The organism is Ruegeria sp. CK2, from assembly GCF_056536585.1.
This window is the reverse complement of the sequence record NZ_JBQFPW010000001.1, coordinates 56272-78422: the sequence shown is the minus strand read 5'-3', so window position 1 is coordinate 78422 and position 22151 is coordinate 56272. Positions and strand designations below refer to the sequence as shown.

Below are 22151 nucleotides of genomic sequence, written 5' to 3'. Positions count from 1 at the left end.
GGGTGCGGGCCAGGTTTTGACCAGTCACAAGTTGCGTGATCTTCGTGCTTTCACCCGAGGGTTCTTCTGGCTCAGTCAGCTGCCACGCGTCACGGCATTTGCGTCAGATCGGCCAGCCACATGGCATAGCTATTCGAGCGTTCAGCGCGACAAGATCAACTTACCATCGGCAAACTGAATGTTGGAAAAACGGTGCAGGTAATCCATGCCGAGCAACGACTTGTCCAAGTCGCCTTCGTTGATCCAAGCTGAGACGCCGTTGTCAAGGATCGGTCCCAGCGCGAGACTATCCAATTGCACAGGGGCCGTCCGCACCACTCCGTTCGCGGTCGACGCGCGGCCCAGATAATTCAGTTGGTCCAGATCAATGCCCACACGTTTGGCGTCCTGCGCGTTCAGGACGATCTGACTGGCGCCGGTGTCGACCAGAAAGGTGATGGGCTCTCCGTTCACCAGCATTGGCAGATAATAATGCCCGTCAAAGGCACGGGGAACTTCGATGGTGTTGCCGGACACCGCCATCTGAGGCGTGGTGCCCACGGTCGAGCGGATATCGTCCCAAAGCCCCACCAAAGCGACGACCCCAATGAAAATAAACACCCAGGCCATAACCTGCTGCAGGGTCTTGCCCAGCGACTGTCGGTTGTGGGTGAAGAACCACATCAGCAAGGCCGCGCCCAGCAAGACCAAATAGGTCAAACGCCCGATTTCATAACCATCCATACCGTCACCCGGAATAAGTCATCTTCATATTAATATGGGGTCTCACGACGCAAAGCCAAAGGCCTTGAGGCCATCCAGAATGAACTGAACCGAAAGGGCGGCCAACAGCATTCCAAGCAGACGAGTCAGGACATTTAGACCGGTTTTTCCCAACAGTCGCGCCACGGCGCCCGAGGTAAGATAGGTCACAAACACCATGGCAACGACAATGATCATCATGCCGATGACCACAAAAAGCCCCTCGATGCCCGGTTGCTGACCCGCCAGAAGGATCATGGTGGCAATGGCTCCGGGTCCGGCGATCAGGGGGATGCCCAACGGAAAGACCGACGGGTCGGGGTGTTCTTCTTCTTCGGCGCTGTTTTCTCGTCGTTTGGTGCGACGTTCAAACAACATGTCCAGCGCGGTCAGGAACAGCAGAACGCCGCCCGCCACGCGAAACGCTTCCATCGAGATGCCGACAAAGCCCAGCACAGCCTCGCCGAAAGCTGCGAACATGGCCAGAATACCCGCCGCCGTTAGGCAGGCCCGGACAGCGATGGCTCGCCGCATGCTTTTATCCATGCCCTGCGTCAACGCCACAAAGATCGGCGTCTGAGCCGGAGGGTCTATTACCACAAGCAATGTGGTGAATGACGTAATCAGGAACGCTGTTTCGATCATGTATCGGCAGCTTTCTGAAGGTTTTTCAAGACATCAACAGCTTTCGTCGCCAAGTCGCCCGGAACGTAGACATGGTCATGGTGAAATCCTGCAACCATATTGGCTGGAATGCCAGCCTGCGCCAGGGCAGTGGAAACTGCAGCCGTCAATCCGACGCCTTCAAGCGAAGAATGGACCTGAAGAGTGATGCAGCGCATTGCGACTGCATCCCCGTTCGCCGCATTGATCGGTACAATAAGGGAAAGACCTTCATCTTCCACACAGCTGGCCCGAGTTCCGACTGGCCATTTTTTACCCTCTGGCCATAGAGTAAAGGCATATAAACCGGGCTGCAGTTTTGGCTCCATGCCAGCGATCATCGCCTGCGTCTCTTTAACCGGAATTGGGCTCATCTTGTCACCTCTTCACGTTCCAAGCGCTCGGCGGCGGCGACCCAAAGGGTTTCGGCCTTTTCCATCGCATCTGTGACTTCGGCAAACTTCCGGTTCCATACTTCCAGATCGCTGACGCGATCGTCTTCGTAGAGCGCTGGATCGGCCAGCTTAGCCGAGAGTTTGTCCTGCATCTCTGCGAGTTTCGCAATCCTGTCCTCGCATTTGCGAAGATCGGCGCGTAGGGCCAGAACCGCTTCTCGGGACTGACGTTTGGGTTTTGCCGTCGGTTGCTTGGTTTTGGCTGGTTTGTCACGGCCCAGCAGTAGCGAGCGATAGGCTTCGAGATCACCTTCGAACGGATTGACCGTTCCATCCGACACCAGCCAAAGGCGATCAGCGACCAATCCAAGCAAGTGCATGTCGTGGCTGACCAGAATGACGGCACCGGAATAGGCCGTCAGCGCCTCGACCAAGGCTTCGCGGCTTTCGATGTCCAGATGGTTGGTCGGCTCATCAAGGATCAGCATATGCGGTGCGTCGATGGTGGCGATCAGCAGTGACAGGCGCGCCTTTTGACCACCTGACAGGCGACCGACCTCGGTTATCGCCTGATCGGCCCCCAGGCCGAACCCGGCCAGGCGTGAGCGCCACTTACCGGGGGCTTCGTCGGGGCGCATGCGGCGCAGGTGGTCCAGCGGTGTTTCGTCCACATGCAACTCATCCACCTGATGCTGCGCGAAATAGCCGATGCGCAGCTTACTGCTGCGGGTCATTTTGCCCGCCATCAGGGGCAGGCGATCCGATAGCAGTTTTGACAGGGTCGATTTGCCTTGTCCGTTTTTGCCCAGCAAGGCGATGCGGTCATCTTGATCGATACGCAGGTTCAAATGGCGCAGCACTTCGGTGTCGCCATACCCGGTTACACCGCTCTCCAATTGTATGATCGGCGGAGAAAGCTCCTCAGGCTCCGGGAAGGAAAAGGCGCGCAGCGCGGCTTCTTGCGGGGTAGAGACCAATTGAATGCGTTCGATCATCTTCAGCCGCGATTGGGCCTGTACCGCTTTGGAGGCTTTATATCGAAACCGATCCACAAAGCTTTGCAAGTGGGCGATACGCGCCTTGGACTTTGCATTCTCGGATTCCGCCTGCGCCAGTCGTTCGGCACGGCGTTCCGCGAATTTATCATAGGGTACCGCGTAGTAAGTGAGCTTGCGGTCTTCCAGATGCAGGATCGATCCAACTGCGCGGTTCAGCAACCCGCGGTCGTGGCTGATGATGATGACAGTGTGCGGATACTTGGCCAGATAGCTTTCCAGCCACAGCGCGCCTTCAAGATCCAGATAGTTGGTCGGTTCGTCCAGCAGCAACAGATCAGGCTGCGAAAACAGCACAGCCGCCAATGCAACGCGCATCCGCCAGCCGCCCGAAAAGTCCGAGCAGGGTTTCAGTTGATCCTCGTCATCAAAACCGAGGCCCTTGAGGATCGACGCCGCGCGCGCCTCGGCGGACCAGGCGTCGATATCCACCAGCCGGGTCTGGATTTCGGCGATGCGATTGGGGTCGGTCGCGCTGTCCGCTTCGACCATCAAAGCGCTGCGCTCGGTATCCGCGGCCAGGACCGTGTTGATCAGCGAGACATCGGAGGAGGGAACCTCTTGCGCCACGCCGCCAATCCGCGCCCGTTTTGGAAGCGCGATATCGCCCGATTCCAGTGCCAATTCGCCCCGGATCAGCCGGAACAAGGTGGTCTTCCCGGTGCCGTTACGCCCCACAAGACCTACCTTGTGGCCATCAGGAATGGTGGCACTGGCCCCGTCAATAAGGGGGCGGCCTTCGACGGCATAAGTGATATTTTCGATCCGTAACATAGGGCGCTCTTAACAGAGCGTTGATGGCGCCGCCAGAGCCTGCCATGTTCAAGGTGCAAGGGATGTGTTAGCGCTGTTCCGGTTGGCATTTTACAACGGTTTTCGTCATGCGCCCGGCTCAATCGCCCCCATCTCTGGTCACACTGGTCTTTGCAACAGCCCTATCGGTGTTGTCACTGAACATGTTCCTGCCGTCACTCGCACGGATGGGAGAGGATTTTCAGGTCGACTATGCCGTGGTGAATCTGTCGATCGCAGGGTATCTGGCAGTATCCGCCGTACTGCAACTGATCATGGGGCCTTTGTCAGATCGATATGGGCGGCGGCCTGTGTTGTTGATCTGCATGGCGATCTTTGCGTGCGCGTCCGTCGGATGCGTAATGGCCGAGTCGATCTGGGTATTCCTGGGGTTTCGTTTACTGCAGGCTGCGGTCGTTGCTGGGCCTGTCTTATCCAGCGCCTCCATCCGCGACATGTATCCCCCAAATGAGGCCGCCAGCAAGCTGGGCTATGTGGCAATGGCTATGGCACTGGCACCCATGCTTGGACCAATGCTCGGCGGCGCGTTGGATTCGCTCTTTGGATGGCGCGCCGGGTTTGTTCTGTATTCGACACTGGGGGCAGGGATGCTGGCGCTGCTTTGGGCGGATATGGGTGAAACCAATACAGATCGATCATCAACCTTTGCTGCGCAACTTCGCGAATACCCGCACCTGTTCCGGGCGCGCAGGTTTTGGGGCTACGCCTTGTGTGCAGCGTTTTCGATCGGTGGGTTTTACAGTTTCATCACCGGTGCGCCATTGGTGGCGGCGGCGTGGTTCGATCTTAGCCCTGCGATGCTGGGATTGGGGATCGGAATCATCACCGGAGGTTTCATGGTCGGTAACTTCATCACCGGGCGTATTGCGGCGAGGACGAGACTGACAACAATGATCTTGATTGGACGCGTGATTGCGTCTGTAGGGCCGTTCTGCGGATTGCTGCTTTTTCTGTCGGGTCTTGGTTCGGTCTGGGTTTTCTTCGGCTCGGCCATCTTTGTGGGCTTCGGCAATGGCCTGACAAACGCCAACGCCTCGGCCGGGTTGATGTCTGTCCGCCCCAAGCTTGCAGGCAGTGCAGCAGGCCTGTCTGGCGCAATGATCGTTGCATTTGGGGCTGTGCTGACGACCCTAACCGGCGCACTGGTCAGCGCAGAAAACGGACCGTTCCTGGTGTTGGGAATGATGTGTGCCAGCAGCTTCGCTGGTTTATTGGCGGTGCTCTATGTATGCTGGGTCGACCTTCGCGACCCGTTGCCGGATACAATCTAACGGTCAATCAATTGGGCGGCCCATCATTCCACTTTTCACGAAGCCAATACCATGTTACGCGGCGCGCGATGGATTTCGGCGCGAACCCCGCGCCATCACGTAAGGAGAGGCCGACATGGCACTGGAACGCACATTTTCGATCATCAAACCTGATGCAACCCGCCGCAACCTGACAGGCAAGATCAACGCCAAATTCGAAGACGCAGGTCTGCGCATCGTCGCGCAAAAGCGTATCCACATGACCAAAGCCCAGGCTGGCAAGTTCTATGACGTGCATGCCGAGCGTCCGTTCTACGACGAACTGTGCGAATTCATGTCGTCCGAGCCGGTCATTGTTCAGGTTCTGGAAGGCGAAGGCGCCATTGCAAAGAACCGCGAAGTCATGGGCGCAACCAATCCCGCAGACGCAGCGCCCGGCACCATCCGCGCTGAATTCGCTGAATCTGTTGGCGAAAACTCGGTTCACGGGTCGGACGCACCGGAAACAGCGGCCGTCGAGATCGCCTATTTCTTTTCGGGCATCGAACTGGTTGGCTAATCCGCCATTCTAAAAGAATTTGAGGGCCGTATCCGTTGTTGGGTGCGGCCTTTTTTGTGGCCAATCAATCCAGCTTGAGATCGTTGGCCGCAACACGCACGCCGATCGCATCCAGTTCTGAAATCATCTGGTTTTCTGGTGCTGGACGCGCACTGGCCTTGATCGCGTCGAACCTCTGCCGCAGGGCTTTTTTCTCGTCACCTTTGCAATCGTTCCAAGGGCGACCCTGCAACCCCATGACCAGCACATAGTACCCAATGAAATGGGCCTTGGTACCGGACCGCAGCAATCGGCTATAGGCCTCATCGGCGCCCAACTCTCGCAATTCGTCTGCTGAATGAATACCAGCTTCTGCGCAGGCCTGTTCAAAAGCCGGACCAAGGTTTCGAATGGTTGAGACAGGATCAGTCATTTTCTTGTCTTAGCCTCGCAGTCTTTAGCTGTCACCCGCGTATTGATGAGTTCAGTCCAGATTATTGTTGATAGGCAGATTGAACTGCGTTCTCATGCTTTCATTGAGGTCAGTACGCATCATGACAGACCTCGGAGAGGCAATTCATGAAGATGAAAAATGCAGGGTTTTTCGTACTGCCATTCCTGTTTAATGAAACAACACTCGACCAGATGCCTGAACATCTTTCGGTCAAAATCGAACCCAATTCCGCACCAAGATCTTTCACGTTGTTAGACTGTCATGATCAATCGCTAAGGGCCAAGGGTCGGTTTTTGATCCAGAGCGATGGGATGTTGCAGCTTTTGCGAAGCGATGGGCAGTCATTCATCCAACACTGCGAAGCTAAAGACCAGTTTGCCCAGGATCTGCCAGCTGGTCCTGTAAGCAGTGCATTGAAAGGATTCCCGGTTCTGCGGGCGTTGATCGCAGTCGGGCAGGGCGAAATCCAAACCAACTCGTTGGCCATTCTGGATGATCTGCAAAAGACACAAGTACGCGGTTCTGTTTGGTCGATGTCGACGGATGTTGGCCAAGTGACCGTTGTCGGGATCGAAAAGTTGCGCGGATACGAACGGGTGTTTGCAAAGGTCTGTGCAGCTCTGGCCGAGAAAGCGGCAAAAGATGAACGGTTCGAAGCGGTGTATCAGGGGCTTTTTCCCGATATGCGCCCCTATCATGCCAAGCCCGATATTCATCTTGGCAAAAACGAACCCTCAATCGAGGTCGCTGCCGATATCATCCGCACATACTTGGCGGTCGCACGGCAAAACGAAGAAGGCGTGATCGCGGACACCGATACCGAATTCCTGCATGACTACCGCGTCTCGCTACGGAAAATCCGCTCGGTCATTAGTTTGTTCAAAGGGGTGTTTTCTGAAAGTCAGACCGTTGAACTAAAGCGGCTCTTTTCAGAGCTCATGGCATCGACGGGACGTATGCGCGATCTCGATGTCTATCTTTTAGAAAAAGACATGTATTTCAAACTGATCCCGCCTAATCTTCATGCAGGATTGCAAACAATGTTTGAACAATTTCAGGAAGAGCGCGGGCAGGAATTTACTCGCTTGAAGCGGCGGTTACGAAGCGCCGCATACGACAAGACAATGAAGGATCTGAGCGCAGTATTTGACGGCCCCAGTCAATTGGAACCGGGCAAAAATGCACAGCGCGGGGCTTATGAATACGCCTGCGCGTTGATCTGGAAACGTTATCGCAAGGTCTGCAAACTGGCGCGCAGCATCAGCGAAAACACACCGGATGATCTGGTGCATGATCTTCGGATCGACTGCAAGAAATTGCGATATTTGATGGAGTTCTTTGTGCCACTGTTCGACGCCAAAGACTTCAAAGCCATCATCAAGCCATTGAAAAGGCTGCAGGATAACCTTGGCCTGTTTAACGACTTCTCAGTACAGCAAGCGGCTTTGCTGAGTTTTGTTTCCCGTTACAGCACGACACAAGGTCGCGTTGATGCGCAGATCGGACTGGCCGCGGGTGGCCTTATCGCCATGATGAATCAACGCCAACGGGCCGAGCGGGATCGGGTTATGTCGAGCTTTCAGCAATTCGATGGGCCGGACATTCGACATCTGTTTCGCAGCTTGTTTCATCAGACAGAGGAGTGAGGGATGAAGATCATTGCCTGCTACAGCAACAAAGGGGGCGTCGGCAAAACCGCGACGTCGGTGAATTTAGCCCATGCCTATGCGCAGGCAGGCAAACAGGTCTTGCTGTGCGATCTTGATCCGCAAGGTGCCTCAAGCTTCTATTTTCGGGTCAAACCCTCGAAAAAACTGACCGAAGCCCGTTTTTTCGAAGACGTCAAACGGTTCACGAACGCCATTAGGGCCAGCGACTTCGAAGGGTTGGACGTGCTGCCCGCCAACCTGACCTTTCGCGACTTCGATGTGTTTTTGTGTCGAATGCGGAACAAACGCTCGCGCCTGAAAAAAGCCCTAACGTCGGCTGGCAGCGACTATGACGTGATTGTGTTGGACTGCCCTCCGAATTTTTCGACCCTGTCCGAGAACATCTTTAAGGCGGCAGATGAGATCATTGTGCCCGTCATCCCAACGACATTGTCAGAACGGACATTCGAACAGCTGATACGCTTTTTTGACGAAAACAAACTGAGAAAGAAAAAGCTGCGAGCGTTCTTTTCCATGGTGCAACTGCGCAAGACTCTGCACCACGAGACAATGGAGAATATGCGCACGGCGTATAGTAAGCGGTTCCTGCAGACCTCTGTACCTTTCGCGGCAGACATCGAAAAAATGGGGCAGCATCGCGCACCGGTCAGTACCTATGCCGGGCGCAGCCCGGCCAGTGCTGCGTATCAAGCGTTGTATGGCGAGTTGGAAAACGGAGTGGTGTCATCCAAATGAGTATGGAAATCGAACGCAAGTTTCTTGTCGCAGAGCTGCCAGATCTGAGCGGGACGCAAAAAGCACTGGTGCGTCAGGGGTATTTGACGTCACCAGATGATTCAACCGAGCTGCGATTGCGCCAGAAAAATGACAGTTATTTCCTGACGCTCAAAGGCGGAGGTAACCTGGCGCGGGTTGAGCGTGAAGCCGAAATCTCGGCCGAGCAATTCGAGACATTCTGGCCTGAAACCAAAGGGCGGCGGGTCGAAAAAGAGCGCTATACCGGACACTTGCCTGACGGGCACATTTTTGAACTGGACGTGTTTTCCGGCGATCTGGCACCTTTGCGATTGGTCGAAGTTGAGTTTGCTACAGAAGCCGAGGCGCTGTCATATATCCCACCAACCTGGTTCGGTGCGGATGTGACAGAAGATAAACGCTATAAAAACAAGATGATGGCAATCGAGGGTGTGCCGACCTAGGGTCGATGCGCCAGATTGAGTGTTGTTTCAAGACCGGGCTCACAGTTGCGCGCCACGAACCCACCACCATGCATGTGAGAAATGGCTGCCACCAGGGCCAGCCCCAGGCCCGCGTTGCGTTCGGTGCGTGCCGGATCAAGCGTCACAAAAGGCAATTGCAGCCGGGATAGATCTTCCGCCGGAACACCGGGTCCTCGGTCGCGGACACTCAGACGTGTGAAACCACCATCCTCGGCAATCGAGATCGTGACGACTGTTTCTTCCGGGGCATAACGCATAGCGTTTTCGAGCAGGTTGGACAAAGCCTGTGACAACAGTGGGCGATGTCCCTGAATAGGGGCGGCCTGACCGGTGATTTCTAGCCGGATGCCCTGATCTGCCGCGACGGGCTCATAAAGTTCGACCACGTCGCTTACCAACTGTTGCAGATCCACCTCTTCGAACTGCTCTCGGCCCAGACCAGCCTCGGCGCGCGATATTTCGGTCAATTGTCCCAACACCCTCAGAACATGGTCAATTTCGCCGGTTGCACGGGCGATATCGATCTCTCGTTCCTGATCGCTTTTGCTGGGGTCTGCTAAGGCCTCGACCCTCTGCCGCAGTCGGGACAACGGGGACCGCAGATCATGGGCAATCGAGTTGGACGTTGTGCGCAGGTTGCTGACCAACTCTTCGATCCGGTCAAGCATGTTGTTCAGTGTCCCGGCGACTTGATCGAACTCATCTCCGGTTCCGCGCAGTGGCATGCGTCTGGATAGATCGCCCGAAACGATATTGTCGGCCGTATTGGCGATGTCGGACAGCCGAGAGAACACCAGACGGGTAAAAAGCCAGCCTGTCAAAACACTCAGAACCAGCGCAATTCCCAGGGCCAAAACAACTGAGCGCAACAAGACCCGGTCGAATTGCTGGCGCGCAACGGCGTCCCGCCCGACAAGTAAACGCTCGCGACCAGGTAGCCGAATGGAGGCTGCAGAGACAGGCACCAGTTGATCGTTGTCAGCGCGGCGCAGTTCCAGATCAACCCAGCCACTCCCAGCTGTGATGTCCGCGGGCCAGTACTTCAGGTTTCCGACAAGTTTGACGCCGTTTCGGTCCGTCAAAAGATACAATGCATCCCGTTCCGAGGCACTCGGCAAGCGCCGCTCGATGGCTGATATCAGGCCGATCAACCCGCGCCTTTCGTATTCATCTGCCAACCCGGTTAGTTCTGCGGACACGACCGATCGTGTTTCGGATTCAATGCTGCGATTGGCTGTTACATAGACCAACGCCAATACTGTTGCCGTCAGAATGGTGCTGAGAACCATACTGGCGGCAACAAGACGAGTCCGTGAATTATTTAGGGAAAGCCGTAGGTTATCCATCAGACATCATGTAACCCGCTCCGCGGACGGTTTCAATCAACGGTATGTCTCCGCCTTCGTCAAGCTGACGCCTAAGCTTAGAGATATGAACGTCGACCACATTGGTGTTGGGGTCAAAATGATAATCCCAAACCCCTTCCAGAAGCATGGTGCGTGACACCACACGGTTTTTGCGGCGCAGGAAAAACTCAAGAATCTGGAACTCGCGCGGGGTCAGAGTGATTTCATATCCGTTGCGGGTAACCTTACGGGTCAGCAGATCCATCTCAAGGTCTTTGCAGGTGAGGGTAGGCGTCTCCTCGGCCTCTTGCGGGCGGCGCAACAATGCTTCGATTCGGGCGTGCAGCTCCTGAAAGGAGAAGGGTTTGACAAGATAGTCATCTGCGCCGGACCGTAACCCTTTGACGCGTTCGTCCACCGCGCTCATGGCGGTCAGCATCAGAACCGGCGTCTTAAGACCGGCCGCACGCATGGATTTGATCAGGGACAGCCCATCCAACCCGGGCAACATCCGGTCCAGAACGACCGCATCAAAGCCACCATCTGTGGCGTGATACAATCCTTCGCGGCCGTCGGCGGCAGCTTCGACCACATACCCTTCTTCGCCAAACCCTTTGGCGATGAACTCACGGGTATCTTCATCGTCTTCGACAATTAGCAGGCGACGGCTCATGATCGGGGATCCTTTCTATCGGGATTTAAACACAATTTTTGAACAAAGCACATGGTTTGGTCTTGCCGGATGCGCCCTGTGCACATCCGGCAAGCCCGACGGATCGCGGACAAATCAAATCCGCCGGGGTGAGGCGCGCGCCAGATTTCCCCATCATGTGGCGCGCGCGGCTCTCGGGTCAGGCGATCTCAACGGCGACAAAGATTTGGCTGCCGCCCCGATTGATCAGCACCAGTGCCGGGTCGGTTTTTTCGCTGTCTAACGCAGCCTTCAACGCGTCCGGCGTCGCGGTGTCTTGAGACCCGAGTTTTACGATCACATCGCCACGTTGCAGACCCGCTTTGGCCGCCGGGCTATCGGGCTTCAGGTCGGTGACAACCACACCATCCACGGTGTCTCCAACGCCCATTTCAGCCCGGGCTGCTTCCGTCAACGGTGCAACGGTTACGCCTAACGCGGTGCCTGACACATTGTTGTCAACTGTGCGGTCCACGTCTGCCTCGGCAGTCTGGTATTGGCCGATTGTCAGTTCCAACTTTTCCTGTTTGCCGTCGCGCAGGACGGTCAGAACACTGTTGGTGCCGACTTTGGTGGTTCCAACCAGAATGGGCAGATCGCGGCTTGAATCAACGGCGTCGTCATTGAACGACAAAATCACGTCGCCTTGCAGCAATACACCATCCGCCGGGCTGCCAGAGACAACATCGGAAACCAGCGCACCGCTTGACGCCTCAATACCAAGGGCAGCCGCAAGCTCTGGGCTGACGTTCTGGATCGATACGCCCAGCCAGCCGCGGCTGATCTCACCATCGTCACGCAGATCGGTTGTGATATGGTCGACGATGTTGGACGTGACAGCAAAACCAAGACCGACCGAGCCGCCGCTGGGCGAATAGATGGCCGAATTCACGCCAACCACTTCGCCTTCCATGTTGAACAGGGGCCCGCCTGAGTTGCCTTTGTTGATGGCCGCGTCCGTTTGAATGAATTCGGCATAAGGTCCTTGTGAGATGCTGCGCCCTTTGGCCGAAACGATGCCTGTAGTGACGGTCGAGCTCAGTCCGAAGGGGTTGCCAATCGCTACGACATCTTCACCGACGCGGATGACATCGCTGTCGCCCAGATCTACGGCCTGAAGGCTTTCGCCCGCATCGATCTTAAGTACGGCAAGATCGGTCAGTGGGTCGGTTCCTACCACTTCGGCTTCGAATTCACGGTCGTCGCTCAGCCTTACGGTGACGGTGGACGCGTTGTCGACGACATGATGATTGGTGACAATGTAACCTTCCTCATCCAGGACAAAACCTGATCCCAAACCCTGTGACGGTCCACGTTCAGGTGTGTTGAATCCTTCGGGTCCGCCGAAGCGTTTGAAGAACTCTCCGAACGGGTGGCTCTCTAAATCGAAGTCCTGGCTCTGCGTTGGTGTTGTTGTGGCGTCTTGTTCAGCAATGATTGTCACAACCGATGGCGATACAGCCTCGACCAGATCGGCCAATGCTTCGTCCGCCAACGAGGGCAGGGCGGTGGTTGCAAGCATTGCGGCGCTCAGGGCGCTGACGCCCATCCAGTTGGATGCACGCGGTAAAAGAAGCGAGGATTTGCGGGTGCTCATTTTGGTCTCCTGTTTGATGCGCACGATGTCGGCCGCGCGTTGAAACAAGACATGGATGACCAATCTTTGCCGTTCCTGACCGATCAATTAAGAAAACTTAATTTTGCCATAAATCCGGTGTCTACTTCCGGCGAAGATGGCAGAGGATTCGAAAAATCCGTCTGTTTTAGGCTGCGCGAATCAGAGGATTGTTGCCGAAACAGCTGTCAAACTTTCAAACAAGTTGAATTGGTTATGTTTCGCTTACAGTTGAAACGTCGTTTTTGCGCGATCATAGGTCATCGACTTAAGGTTGTAGGGGTTGATCGAAACCCGTCAATTTTTCCAGTAAATAACCTGAAGAGTTAGCATAATGAGCAATACGTTAATGCTTAATTGGGTTTGCACTCAGAGGCGGAAAATGTTGTCAACTTAAAGCTGAATCACCTCAGGCGAGATGTTGCGCAAAAGCCAACCGCGTTTGGCCAAAATTAACCGTTTCTTCCAATTTTACGTTGTTTCGAGGCATCGGATCGGCAAATATGAACTTGCCCAGTTACGGAGGGCCTGAGGCGCTAGGGGGTGCCGATGGCTAGCTCGATCATTTATGAGCGCTAGCAGCATGTTAACGAGGGGGTCTTGTTTAGGTTTTGCGGCTCCATACCAATGTGTCTTCAAAGGCAAGTTGGTCGCGCTTATTTGATTGGTGAAAAGTGGTAGTCCTAATTTGGGTAGCCGGCCCGGTCTTAAATGACCGGGCCGCGCTCATTTAAAGGGTCCGGTTTGCCTGCCAGGCGTCCCAGTCTTCCTCGGTATCCAAATCTCGCAATGCGTGCTGTCCGGGCAAGCTCACCAGATGCACTTTGTCTTTGTGTGCTTGCACGACTGATTGCGCTCCCTCGTCTCCTTGCAGTTTGCCGAGTTGAGTGAACAGGCTGCGGTCGAACAGGACGGGATGGCCGGGTTTACCTTTGTCAGTCGCACCGCGCCAGATCAGATAGTCTGGCTGGTCTTTGCGCGCGCCAATCACAGTGGCCAAATCCACAGAGGTTAATTCAGGTAGATCTGCCAACATCACCAAAACGGCTGGGGCTTGAGTGGTTACATGCCGCAAGGCCCCGCGTAGGCTGGCATTCATGCCCTCTGCCGCGTCAGCGATTGGAACGCGCAGTATTTCAAGATCTGCCAAAATATCAAACCGAGGATGAGGGCGCGGAGGCAGGGCGACAATGACAGGACCAGCAGTCATTGCGATCTCGGTCGATCGTCGCACCAATGGTACGCCATCGACCTCTTTCATCAGCTTGTCGGCACCGCCCATGCGACGGGATTGTCCTGCGGCCAGCATTATGACGGGAATATCGTTCATCCCGTCACCATGCCTTTGGCAGATCGACAAGTCATCCCCTCATGCGGCGACCATCCGGATCAAACAGTGGTTTTGAGATAACACGGGCTTTTCGCATCTTGCCCAGGATCTCAATTTCGACTTCCAACCCATCAGTGGCGCGCTCTGTTGGCAAAAAGCCCAGCGCGACGGATGTTTGCGCGAAATGGGAATATCCCCCCGATGTGCAGAACCCGACAACTGTTCCATTCAGCCAAATCGGCTCATACGCATTGACGTCGGCATCGTCTGCATCAACCTGAAATGCCACCAACTTGCGTGCACTACCCGTGGATTTTTCGACTTCTGCCGCCGCGCGGCCAATGAAGTCTGTGTTTTTGGAAAACGAGATGAACCGGTCCAAACCGGTTTCCGCAGCTGTGTAGTCGGGTGAGAACTCTCGCATCCATGACCCGAAGAACTTGTCCAAACGCAGGGACATCATCGCACGCATGCCAAACGGCACCATGCCATGCGGTTCGCCCGCCTGCCACAACGTCCACCACAGCTGCCGCTGAGCTATCGGGTCACAGTAGATTTCATAACCGAGATCACCTGTGTAGCTGACCCTTTGCACGATGCAATCAGTCATGCCGATGGTCATCGGGCGCACATCCAGAAATGTGAGGTCTGACATATCGTCACGCGTACAGCTTTCCAAAACCCGATTGGCTTTTGGCCCGGCAATCTGAAAGCCGTTCAACCGATCGCTGATGTTTTCAATTGTGACACCGTTCTCTTGATGCTCTTGGAGCCAGCGCATGTGAAAAGCCTGACTTCCATAAGAGGCGGTCAGTTGGAACGTGACCTCATCCAGACAAGAGACCGTAAAATCGCCAATCAACTTGCCCTTGGGCGACAGCATCGGTGTCAGGGACACACGGCCTGGCTGGGGGATACGCCCGGCCATGACCCGATCGAGCCAGTTTCGCGCGGAAGGTCCGTTGATGCGGTATTTGCCAAAATTGTGGACTTCGTTGATCCCGACGCCTTCACGCACCGCGAGCACTTCGCGGCCTATTGCCTTGAACGCGTCTGACCGGCGGAAGGATGGGGTTTCGTACCCGGGCTCATCGTCTTGGGCAAAGTAGTTTGGAACCTCCAGCCCGTATTGCTGACCCCATACGGCGCCCAGATCGCTGAAGATGTCATACATCGGCGTGGTGCGGTTGGGGCGTGCGGCGGGGAGTTCCTCGTTCGGGTAGGCGACGCTGAAACGTTTTTGATAGTTTTCGATCACCTTGGGGCGGGTGTAACCCGGGCTGATCCAATCGCCAAAACGGGCCACATCCATGGCAAAGACGTCGCGTTCTGGTTCGCCCTCGATCATCCACTGTGCCAATGTCAGTCCAACGCCACCACCCTGACTGAATCCGGCCATCACGCCACAAGCCGACCAATAGTTTCGCATCCCGGGGACCGGGCCGACCAGAGGGTTGCCGTCAGGGGCAAAGGTGAACGGGCCGTGGATCACTGATTTGACACCCGCCTCGGCCAGCACCGGAAAGCGCTTGTAGGCAAATTCGATACTGTCGGTGATCTTGTCATAGTTATCGGGCAGGAGCTCATGGCCGAAATCCCACGGTGTGCCATCGACCGCCCACGGTTTACAGGTTTGCTCGTAGAACCCGATACACAGGCCCCGGCCTTCCTGACGCAAATAGCTCTCACCAGCAGGGTCCATCACATGCGGGTGTTCACCTCCGGCATCGATGATGGTTTCGATTTGTGGGATCGCATCAGTGACCAGATATTGATGCTCCATCGGGTGCAGCGGGAAGTAGACTCCGGCCATTGCACCGACCTCGCGGGCCCACAATCCGCCTGCATTGACGATGTGATCCGCGTGGATCGTGCCGTTGTCGGTGACCACATCCCACGTCCCATCAGGACGCTGGTTGGTTTCTCGCACCAAACAGTGGGTTTCAATCGTGGCTCCGCCCATACGCGCGGCTTTAGCATAGGCGTGGGTTGTGCCGGACGGGTCAAGATGGCCGTCCAGCGGATCGTAAAGCGCTCCGATGATGCCGTCCGTATTGGTGATCGGGGCGATCTTCTTGATTTGATCGGGGCCGACTATTTCCGTCTCAAGCCCCATGAACCGGTGCTTGGCCCGTTCCGCCAAAAGCATATCGAACCGGTCCTGGTTGTCGGCCAATGTTACACCACCGACATGGTGTAGCCCGCAGGACATGCCGGTGATCTCCTCCAGCTCCTTATACAGCCTGATTGTGTAGCCCTGCAGCGCCGCCATATTGGTGTCGCCGTTCAGCGTGTGAAATCCACCCGCCGCGTGCCAGGTCGAGCCTGAGGTCAGCTCGGACCGTTCCAACAGCATCACGTCGGACCACCCCAGTTTGGTCAGGTGATACAGAACAGAACAACCGACGACACCGCCGCCTATGACTGCCACACGGGTTTCGAGTTTCATGGAATTCTCCGAACTATTTTTGTCAGTCTGATCGGAGGGGGCGAGGACGCAATATCAAATACGACAAAACCTGTCGCTTAGGGAGATTACGCCAAAGCCAAAACCGGCACTAAATTACGTGCCGATCCTGATTGTCTGTAAAAGTATCACAAAGGGCGGATCTTGAGGCCGGTAACGCGATTTCCTTCGCGCGCGGTCACTTCGAACCGGAACCCGTGGAATGAGAAGACCTGACCCACAACCGGAATCATCTGCGCCTCGTGAATGACTAGCCCGGCCAGTGTATTGGCCTCTTCATCGGGCAGAGACCAATCCAGCGCGCGGTTGACATCGCGGATTGTCATGGCGCCTTCGACCAGGAATTGGCCGTCATCTGTGCGGGTCACAGGAACTTCTTCATCGATGTCAAACTCATCAGCGATTTCACCAACGATCTCTTCAAGAATATCTTCCAAAGTGATCAGGCCACGAAGTGATCCATACTCATCAACGACCAGTGCAAAGTGGCTGTGCATGCGCAGGAATTCCCGCATCTGGTCGTCAAGCGTTGTTGTTTCCGGGACGAAATACGGGTCATTCGCCACTTTGGAGATGTCGAACGACTTAAGTCGGCTAGGGTCTCCATCTGTGCCCCCGGCTTGCGCATACATCGCACGAAACAGGTCTTTTGCATGGACGACCCCCACGATGTTCTCAGGTTCGTCCCGAAACACAGGCAAACGCGTGTGCGGGCTTTCCAGGCATTGTCTCAGGATCGCCTCGGGTGCCGCGTCCGCATCGATCATTTCGATATTCGAGCGGTGCAACATGATCTCTTCAACAGCTCTCTCACCCAGATCTAGCGCACCCAGAATGCGGTCCCGATCTTCTTTTTCAACGACGCCTTCTGAATGGCCCAATTGCAACGCGCCTGCGATTTCTTCGCGCACGGCAAGAATGTTGCTGTCGGGATCGATCTGCACACCAAACAGGCGCAATACACCGCGCACCAAAAGACGCACCGCCGCCACGATGGGTGAGAAGACGGTCACAACGACACTGATAATTGGTGCCACAGCGGAGGCTGCTTTTTCCGAGTTCGTGATGGCATAGGTCTTCGGCAAAACTTCGGCAAAGATCAGAACCAATAGGGTCATGACCAGTGTCGCCAGCGCCACGCCGCTTTCACCGAAAAGTCGCGTGAACAGGGCAGTGGCCAGTGATGCCGCCAGAATGTTGACAAGGTTGTTGCCCAGCAGAACCGACCCGATCAGGCGTTCATTGTCGTCGGTCAGTTTCAGAGCCTTTTGTGCGCCACGCGAGCCTTTGTCGGCCTGCGCACGCAGTTTCCCGCGTGAAGACGCGGTCAATGCGGTTTCAGATCCCGAGAAAAAGCCCGACAGGAAAAGCAAAAGCACAATAGCGCCTGAGGTTACCCAAAAGGCGCTGTCGATCAGGGAAGAATCAGGTTCCATCGGTCCTTGTTTGTTCGTGTTCCTGCATTCGTTATGGGGATGCTGCCCCGTCCGATCAAGGGGTTAGCCCTTTTCAGCGTCGGGGTCTTTCGTCAGCGGGTGATGCTGCAACACCAGTTCAGCCAGACGTTCGTCGAGAACATGGGTGTAAATCTCGGTCGTGGCTACGTCAGCATGGCCAAGAAGCGTTTGGATTGAACGCAAATCCGCGCCGTTGGCCAGCAGGTGTGTCGCAAAGGCGTGCCGCAGGGTGTGAGGGGTGACTTTTTCCGGCGAAACGCCGCCTTGAACCGCCAATTCTTTGACCAGCAGAAAAAACCGATGCCGTGTCAGGTGCCCGGATTTGCCACGTGACGGAAACAGGAAACGAGACTGTTGACCACCATCTGCTACAGTCTGATCTTCAGCTTGATCGCGCACGCTCAACCATGCCGTAAGTGCATCGCGGGCAGGTGGCGACAGGGGCACCATGCGTTCTTTTCCCCCCTTGCCCAGAACCAATAGCATCCGGGGATCACCGCGCGCCGACGAGACGGGCAGCGACACGAGCTCGGTCACACGCATGCCCGTGGCATAGAGTACTTCCATCATACAGGTATTGCGCACCCGGTCCGCCTTGCTGCGTCCGGTCGTTCTTGCGGCCTCAAGCAGGCGATCCACTTCGGGTACATCCAGTGTTTTTGGCAGGCGTTTCTGCCGACCCGGACCCTTGATCTGAATAGCGGGGTTCGCGTCGCGCCAGCCTTCCTCGAACGCAAAGCGAAATAGCTGCTTGATTGCCGACAGCCGCCGGGCGCGGGTGGATCGCGACAGACCCTGCGCATCACAATCGATCAGATAAGCTTCGATCTCGTCACGATCCGCTTGATCGAACCCCACTTTCCGATGGTCGAGCCAAGCTGCAAAGTCTTTCAAGTCTCGCCCATAGGCCAGTAATGTATTCGTAGCAGCGCCCAATTCGGCGGCCTGAGCCTGAAGAAACGTGGAAATCCACAGATTCTGTGAAGCCGGGGCGCCCATCGTCAACGATCTTGCAGGATCAGTAGATTAAGGGCCGCGCGTCGGGCCGTGTCTTCAAGGCCTACGCGTCGAAAGGCGGCGATCGCGGCAGTCAGATCCACTAAGTTACCGCGCGCGCCATGAGCAAACAGATGCATGGACTCCAGAATAGCCTCACCCAGCTGACCATTTGCCAACAAAGCATCAATGTCAGATGGAACAGGCGCGGCCCATTCGAAACCCTGTGACACAGCATCGGCCAGCGGGGATGGCGAAACCGCACGTCCCGGATCACCCTGAGCCAGAGCGACCAGGAACTGGGTGTCAGTTGAGCGATCGGGTGCTGCCAATGCAGCCTCTTCATAGAGCTCGGACAACATCAGAATGCGCCAGCGCAAGCTCTCTGTCGCGGGCACGGGCAAAGCGACACTTGCCAGACGGTTGGCGAACAGCTCGGCAAAAGAAACTTCGAGCCCAACACTGCGCATCTGTTTCCAAACTTGGGGTAGTGTTTTGCCGATTGCTTCGGGACTTCCGCTCTCCAGCGCGCTTTCAAAGCGTTGAATCGCTGCAACCCGATCCCAAACCGCACCAGACGCCGCCGGATCACGCTCGGTATAAAGACCCAGTAACTGATTTGGCGTCAAAGCCCCAATTCGTGTCAGACGTTCGGCTGCTTCGATCTGTGCTTTCCACCCGGCAACATCGCGCAAGTCCGCATTTGCAAACGCCCGAGGCAGCGGAGCCGATGGCAAGCGCTCTCCAATCGCTTCGAACAAACGGAAACTAAGCGGATCTGGGTCGTCCGGTTGGGGAAGATAGGCTGCGCCTTCGAACAATTCAGGGCTTAGGAACCGATCCAGAACCGCCAGCTCTTCGGGCGGCAGGATTTCCAACGCATGGGCTGCCTCAAGCGTTAGAGCCGCCGAAGCCCAATCGCCCCGTCGTGCCTTGCAGAACACCTGCGCGGCATAGTTCTGCGACAGATGCGGTTGCGCAATCAAGGCCGTGCAGCTGCGGTCTTCATCTCCGGTCAACAGCGTCGCGTCAAACCAGCGTTGGAACCGCATTCGCGTGTTCGTTGGGCCAGCGAGTTGCACCAATGATTGCGCGGGATCCGCCGCACCAAGCTGCATCAGCCTGTCCAGCCGTGCCAGTAGCAGGGTTTCATCCGCGCTGGGACCAGCGGGGGCCCGGGCTTCGGACAGCAGCAATGTGAACAGCAGGCGCTGCATTGAAGGGTTGTATTTGACGGGAACGCGCGAAATTAACTCCGCCAACCGCTCGGGATCGCTGCCTTGCCACAGATCGACCGGCAGGCCAGTCACGGACGAGGATACAAGCCCCAAGGGCTGGGACAATGCCTCAAGCGGTGTCACCTCGATATTCGGTTGAATTCCGTTCTGTGCCACGGGTGGTTCAAGTAATACGGTGCCAGGCAGGTTTTCTGGTGGTTCGGTCAGCCATTCAATGACTGACAGCGGCTCTTGCGCCTGCGCAGAACCCGCCAATACCAATGCCAGAAGCGTTTGCTTAGTCGACATCCAGGACGACCGGCTCTCGGATTTCACTTTGCGGGGCCGAAAAATCCGCGCCAAAATACGGGCCGACATAGGCATAGGCCACCAGCCCGATGAACCCCAGGCAAACTAAATATATCAGGAACTTGATCACACGGCTCATGGCGTCACGCTGCCTCAAATTTTGATTTTGGCCAAGTTATAACTGGCATTCTTTCCAAGATCACGTCATTCACGGAAGAATGAGCGAAATAAAGCATAACACTCACTCGGCGGACACAGGGCAGCACTTTTATCTGCACAAAACTGTGGTCCTTGTTGGGATGATGGGTGCTGGGAAGACCGCGGTTGGTCGCGCTCTGGCAGCCAGGTTGGGCGTTCCGTTCCTCGACAGCGATGCTGAGATCGAATCGGCAGCGAATATGACCATTCCAGAAATTTTTGAACGGGATGGAGAGCAGTTTTTCCGCGCCAAGGAAAGTCAGGTCATCGGCCGTTTGCTGGACGAGGAAAAGGGCATCCTGTCAACTGGTGGCGGTGCTTTTCTGTCTCAGGAAAACCGTGAAATGATCACGCGACAGGGGGCGTCTGTTTGGCTGCGGGCAGATTTGAATGTGTTGTGGAACCGGGTTCGTCACAAAGACACGCGACCATTGCTGCGCACCAAGAACCCGCATGCGACCTTGAAAACCTTGTATGAGGCGCGTGTACCGGTTTATGCCGAGGCTGATCTGACAGTGACCTCAGACGGTGAGGTCTCAATCGACAAAATGGTGGATCGGGTGATTGTCGCTTTGATGACGCGTCCCGATGTTTTGGAACGGAAGTAAATGCATCAGACCGTAAATGTAGAGCTGGGCGAGCGTTCGTATAATGTCGAGATCGGACCTGACCTTTTGGCCCAGTCCGGTGCGCGGATTTCACCTCTGCTGCAACGCCCAAAGGTTGCGGTTGTCACGGATGAGAACGTAGCAGCGCTGCATCTGGACGCGTTGCGCGAGGGGCTGAACGCTGCGGGTGTCGAGATGTCTGCACTTGCCTTGCCAGCTGGGGAGGCCACCAAAAGCTGGCCGCATTTTGAACGCACTGTCGAATGGCTGCTGGCCGAAAAAGTCGAGCGCCGGGACGTGGTCGTGGCCTTGGGCGGCGGTGTGATTGGCGATCTTGTGGGTTTTGCTGCTGCCGTGTTGCGACGGGGCGTCCGCTTTGTGCAAATTCCCACCTCTCTGTTGGCGCAGGTGGATAGTTCCGTCGGCGGGAAAACGGGGATCAATGCACCACAAGGTAAGAACCTGATTGGGGCATTCCACCAGCCTTCGCTGGTGCTGGCTGATACATCGGTGCTGGGCACAATGACAGAAAGGGATTTCCTGTCCGGGTACGGAGAAGTTGTGAAGTATGGCCTGCTGGGCGATGCGGATTTCTTTGAGTGGCTTGAAGCAAACGGGTCTGCAGTTTCGTCGGGTGATATGGCGTCTCGGGTTCGCGCGGTGACTCGTTCGGTTCAGATGAAAGCAGACATTGTGGCCCGCGACGAAACGGAACAAGGCGACCGCGCGCTGCTGAACTTGGGCCATACTTTCTGCCATGCGCTGGAAGCTGCGACCGGCTATTCTGACAGGCTGCTTCATGGCGAAGGGGTTGCCATTGGCTGCGCTTTGGCTTTTGAGCTGTCGTCGCGTCTGGGCTTGTGCTCACAGGAAGATCCAAGCCGGGTGCGGGCACATTTGCGGGCTATGGGGATGAAGACTGATCTGACCGACATTCCTGGTGAATTGCCTGGTGCCGCGCCTTTGGTGGAATTGATGGCACAGGACAAGAAAGTCGTGGATGGGCAATTGCGGTTTATTCTGGCCCGAGGTATCGGGCAGGCCTTTGTTACCGCTGATGTGCCGCGCGATGCGGTTTTTTCTGCACTTGAAGATGCGCTTCAAACGGCTTGATAAGA

Annotated in this window: 21 protein-coding genes; 7 read left to right on the top strand and 14 right to left on the bottom strand. The window is 55.9% G+C overall.

Annotated elements, in window-relative coordinates; all coding sequences use genetic code 11:
- Nucleotides 1–141: 141 nt before the first annotated feature.
- The 4 genes from ACR0BU_RS00360 to ACR0BU_RS00345 are packed head-to-tail and all read right to left on the bottom strand — an operon-like array spanning nucleotide 142 to nucleotide 3628.
- On the bottom strand, nucleotides 142–723 hold the full coding sequence (locus ACR0BU_RS00360) for a retropepsin-like aspartic protease family protein (protein WP_298932344.1): 582 nt from the start codon (nucleotides 721–723) through the stop codon (nucleotides 142–144).
- Nucleotides 724–765: 42 nt separating this feature from the next.
- Complete coding sequence (locus ACR0BU_RS00355; protein ID WP_480735327.1) at nucleotides 766–1386, bottom strand: MarC family protein; 621 nt, start codon at nucleotides 1384–1386, stop codon at nucleotides 766–768.
- A complete protein-coding gene (locus ACR0BU_RS00350; RefSeq protein ID WP_480735329.1) occupies nucleotides 1383–1778 on the bottom strand; it encodes an ACT domain-containing protein in 396 nt (131 codons plus the stop codon). The genes ACR0BU_RS00355 and ACR0BU_RS00350 overlap by 4 nt, the downstream gene beginning before the upstream one ends.
- Nucleotides 1775–3628, bottom strand: a complete 1854-nt coding sequence (locus ACR0BU_RS00345; RefSeq protein WP_480735331.1) for an ABC-F family ATP-binding cassette domain-containing protein — start codon at nucleotides 3626–3628, stop codon at nucleotides 1775–1777. The genes ACR0BU_RS00350 and ACR0BU_RS00345 overlap by 4 nt, the downstream gene beginning before the upstream one ends.
- 107 nt (nucleotides 3629–3735) lie before the next feature.
- Here ACR0BU_RS00345 and ACR0BU_RS00340 point away from each other — a divergent pair, with 107 nt between their 5' ends.
- Both ACR0BU_RS00340 and ndk read left to right on the top strand, forming a co-directional pair.
- Nucleotides 3736–4938: a multidrug effflux MFS transporter gene (locus ACR0BU_RS00340; protein WP_480735333.1), complete on the top strand. Its 1203-nt coding sequence runs from the start codon at nucleotides 3736–3738 to the stop codon at nucleotides 4936–4938.
- 115 nt (nucleotides 4939–5053) lie between these two features.
- Nucleotides 5054–5476, top strand: coding sequence for a nucleoside-diphosphate kinase (ndk, locus tag ACR0BU_RS00335; RefSeq protein ID WP_058273797.1), 423 nt, complete (start codon nucleotides 5054–5056; stop codon nucleotides 5474–5476).
- A gap of 64 nt (nucleotides 5477–5540) precedes the next feature.
- Here ndk and ACR0BU_RS00330 read toward each other — a convergent pair whose 3' ends face one another.
- Complete coding sequence (locus tag ACR0BU_RS00330; RefSeq protein ID WP_298932329.1) at nucleotides 5541–5888, bottom strand: TfoX/Sxy family protein; 348 nt, start codon at nucleotides 5886–5888, stop codon at nucleotides 5541–5543.
- 146 nt (nucleotides 5889–6034) lie between these two features.
- On the opposite strand from ACR0BU_RS00330, the gene ACR0BU_RS00325 reads away from it, so the two are divergent.
- The 3 genes from ACR0BU_RS00325 to ACR0BU_RS00315 are packed head-to-tail and all read left to right on the top strand — an operon-like array spanning nucleotide 6035 to nucleotide 8778.
- Nucleotides 6035–7555 (top strand): CHAD domain-containing protein, encoded by a 1521-nt coding sequence (locus ACR0BU_RS00325; RefSeq protein ID WP_480735335.1) that lies wholly within the window; start codon nucleotides 6035–6037, stop codon nucleotides 7553–7555.
- 3 nt (nucleotides 7556–7558) lie between these two features.
- Nucleotides 7559–8314 carry a ParA family protein gene (locus tag ACR0BU_RS00320; RefSeq protein WP_480735337.1) on the top strand — a complete coding sequence of 252 codons (756 nt, stop codon included), beginning with the start codon at nucleotides 7559–7561 and terminating at the stop codon, nucleotides 8312–8314.
- The gene (locus tag ACR0BU_RS00315; RefSeq protein WP_480735339.1) at nucleotides 8311–8778 is read left to right on the top strand and encodes a CYTH domain-containing protein; all 468 of its coding nucleotides are present in this window, start codon (nucleotides 8311–8313) and stop codon (nucleotides 8776–8778) included. The genes ACR0BU_RS00320 and ACR0BU_RS00315 overlap by 4 nt, the downstream gene beginning before the upstream one ends.
- Here the strand turns inward: ACR0BU_RS00315 and ACR0BU_RS00310 are convergent.
- The 9 genes from ACR0BU_RS00310 to ACR0BU_RS00270 form a co-directional block, all read right to left on the bottom strand.
- Entirely contained in the window at nucleotides 8775–10088 is a 1314-nt protein-coding gene (locus ACR0BU_RS00310) for an ATP-binding protein (protein WP_480735341.1), read from the bottom strand. The two genes, ACR0BU_RS00315 and ACR0BU_RS00310, sit on opposite strands and share 4 nt — an antisense overlap.
- A gap of 49 nt (nucleotides 10089–10137) precedes the next feature.
- On the bottom strand, nucleotides 10138–10818 hold the full coding sequence (locus ACR0BU_RS00305) for a response regulator transcription factor (RefSeq protein ID WP_298932320.1): 681 nt from the start codon (nucleotides 10816–10818) through the stop codon (nucleotides 10138–10140).
- Between the two features lie 178 nt (nucleotides 10819–10996).
- Nucleotides 10997–12433, bottom strand: a complete 1437-nt coding sequence (locus ACR0BU_RS00300; protein WP_480735342.1) for a Do family serine endopeptidase — start codon at nucleotides 12431–12433, stop codon at nucleotides 10997–10999.
- A 748-nt stretch (nucleotides 12434–13181) separates the two neighbouring features.
- Entirely contained in the window at nucleotides 13182–13781 is a 600-nt protein-coding gene (locus ACR0BU_RS00295; protein ID WP_480735343.1) for a nucleotidyltransferase family protein, read from the bottom strand.
- A 31-nt stretch (nucleotides 13782–13812) separates the two neighbouring features.
- The gene (locus ACR0BU_RS00290; protein ID WP_480735344.1) at nucleotides 13813–16230 is read right to left on the bottom strand and encodes a GcvT family protein; all 2418 of its coding nucleotides are present in this window, start codon (nucleotides 16228–16230) and stop codon (nucleotides 13813–13815) included.
- 146 nt (nucleotides 16231–16376) lie between these two features.
- Nucleotides 16377–17684, bottom strand: a complete 1308-nt coding sequence (locus tag ACR0BU_RS00285) for an HlyC/CorC family transporter (protein ID WP_298932312.1) — start codon at nucleotides 17682–17684, stop codon at nucleotides 16377–16379.
- 63 nt (nucleotides 17685–17747) lie between these two features.
- Entirely contained in the window at nucleotides 17748–18704 is a 957-nt protein-coding gene (locus tag ACR0BU_RS00280; protein ID WP_480735346.1) for a site-specific tyrosine recombinase XerD, read from the bottom strand.
- Nucleotides 18705–18706: 2 nt separating this feature from the next.
- Complete coding sequence (locus ACR0BU_RS00275) at nucleotides 18707–20227, bottom strand: hypothetical protein (RefSeq protein WP_480735348.1); 1521 nt, start codon at nucleotides 20225–20227, stop codon at nucleotides 18707–18709.
- The gene (locus tag ACR0BU_RS00270) at nucleotides 20217–20366 is read right to left on the bottom strand and encodes a hypothetical protein (RefSeq protein WP_299078625.1); all 150 of its coding nucleotides are present in this window, start codon (nucleotides 20364–20366) and stop codon (nucleotides 20217–20219) included. Before ACR0BU_RS00270 ends, ACR0BU_RS00275 begins: the two co-directional genes overlap by 11 nt.
- A gap of 79 nt (nucleotides 20367–20445) precedes the next feature.
- Between ACR0BU_RS00270 and ACR0BU_RS00265 the strand changes: the two genes are divergently transcribed.
- Nucleotides 20446–21033, top strand: coding sequence for a shikimate kinase (locus tag ACR0BU_RS00265; protein ID WP_480735350.1), 588 nt, complete (start codon nucleotides 20446–20448; stop codon nucleotides 21031–21033).
- Nucleotides 21034–22146, top strand: coding sequence for a 3-dehydroquinate synthase (gene aroB, locus ACR0BU_RS00260; protein ID WP_480735352.1), 1113 nt, complete (start codon nucleotides 21034–21036; stop codon nucleotides 22144–22146).
- Nucleotides 22147–22151 lie beyond the last annotated feature (5 nt).

Coding starts and splice junctions, on each gene's coding strand:
- ACR0BU_RS00275 (WP_480735348.1), bottom strand. CDS start 20,227: ATGTCGACTAAGCAAACGCTTCTGGCATTGGTATTGGCGGGTTCTGCG.
- ACR0BU_RS00340 (WP_480735333.1), top strand. CDS start 3,736: ATGCGCCCGGCTCAATCGCCCCCATCTCTGGTCACACTGGTCTTTGCA.
- ACR0BU_RS00270 (WP_299078625.1), bottom strand. CDS start 20,366: ATGAGCCGTGTGATCAAGTTCCTGATATATTTAGTTTGCCTGGGGTTC.
- ACR0BU_RS00290 (WP_480735344.1), bottom strand. CDS start 16,230: ATGAAACTCGAAACCCGTGTGGCAGTCATAGGCGGCGGTGTCGTCGGT.
- ACR0BU_RS00355 (WP_480735327.1), bottom strand. CDS start 1,386: ATGATCGAAACAGCGTTCCTGATTACGTCATTCACCACATTGCTTGTG.
- ACR0BU_RS00305 (WP_298932320.1), bottom strand. CDS start 10,818: ATGAGCCGTCGCCTGCTAATTGTCGAAGACGATGAAGATACCCGTGAG.
- ndk (WP_058273797.1), top strand. CDS start 5,054: ATGGCACTGGAACGCACATTTTCGATCATCAAACCTGATGCAACCCGC.
- ACR0BU_RS00310 (WP_480735341.1), bottom strand. CDS start 10,088: ATGGTTCTCAGCACCATTCTGACGGCAACAGTATTGGCGTTGGTCTAT.
- ACR0BU_RS00350 (WP_480735329.1), bottom strand. CDS start 1,778: ATGAGCCCAATTCCGGTTAAAGAGACGCAGGCGATGATCGCTGGCATG.
- ACR0BU_RS00280 (WP_480735346.1), bottom strand. CDS start 18,704: ATGGGCGCCCCGGCTTCACAGAATCTGTGGATTTCCACGTTTCTTCAG.
- ACR0BU_RS00320 (WP_480735337.1), top strand. CDS start 7,559: ATGAAGATCATTGCCTGCTACAGCAACAAAGGGGGCGTCGGCAAAACC.
- ACR0BU_RS00330 (WP_298932329.1), bottom strand. CDS start 5,888: ATGACTGATCCTGTCTCAACCATTCGAAACCTTGGTCCGGCTTTTGAA.
- ACR0BU_RS00360 (WP_298932344.1), bottom strand. CDS start 723: ATGGATGGTTATGAAATCGGGCGTTTGACCTATTTGGTCTTGCTGGGC.
- aroB (WP_480735352.1), top strand. CDS start 21,034: ATGCATCAGACCGTAAATGTAGAGCTGGGCGAGCGTTCGTATAATGTC.
- ACR0BU_RS00345 (WP_480735331.1), bottom strand. CDS start 3,628: ATGTTACGGATCGAAAATATCACTTATGCCGTCGAAGGCCGCCCCCTT.
- ACR0BU_RS00325 (WP_480735335.1), top strand. CDS start 6,035: ATGAAGATGAAAAATGCAGGGTTTTTCGTACTGCCATTCCTGTTTAAT.
- ACR0BU_RS00300 (WP_480735342.1), bottom strand. CDS start 12,433: ATGAGCACCCGCAAATCCTCGCTTCTTTTACCGCGTGCATCCAACTGG.
- ACR0BU_RS00295 (WP_480735343.1), bottom strand. CDS start 13,781: ATGAACGATATTCCCGTCATAATGCTGGCCGCAGGACAATCCCGTCGC.
- ACR0BU_RS00285 (WP_298932312.1), bottom strand. CDS start 17,684: ATGGAACCTGATTCTTCCCTGATCGACAGCGCCTTTTGGGTAACCTCA.
- ACR0BU_RS00315 (WP_480735339.1), top strand. CDS start 8,311: ATGAGTATGGAAATCGAACGCAAGTTTCTTGTCGCAGAGCTGCCAGAT.
- ACR0BU_RS00265 (WP_480735350.1), top strand. CDS start 20,446: ATGAGCGAAATAAAGCATAACACTCACTCGGCGGACACAGGGCAGCAC.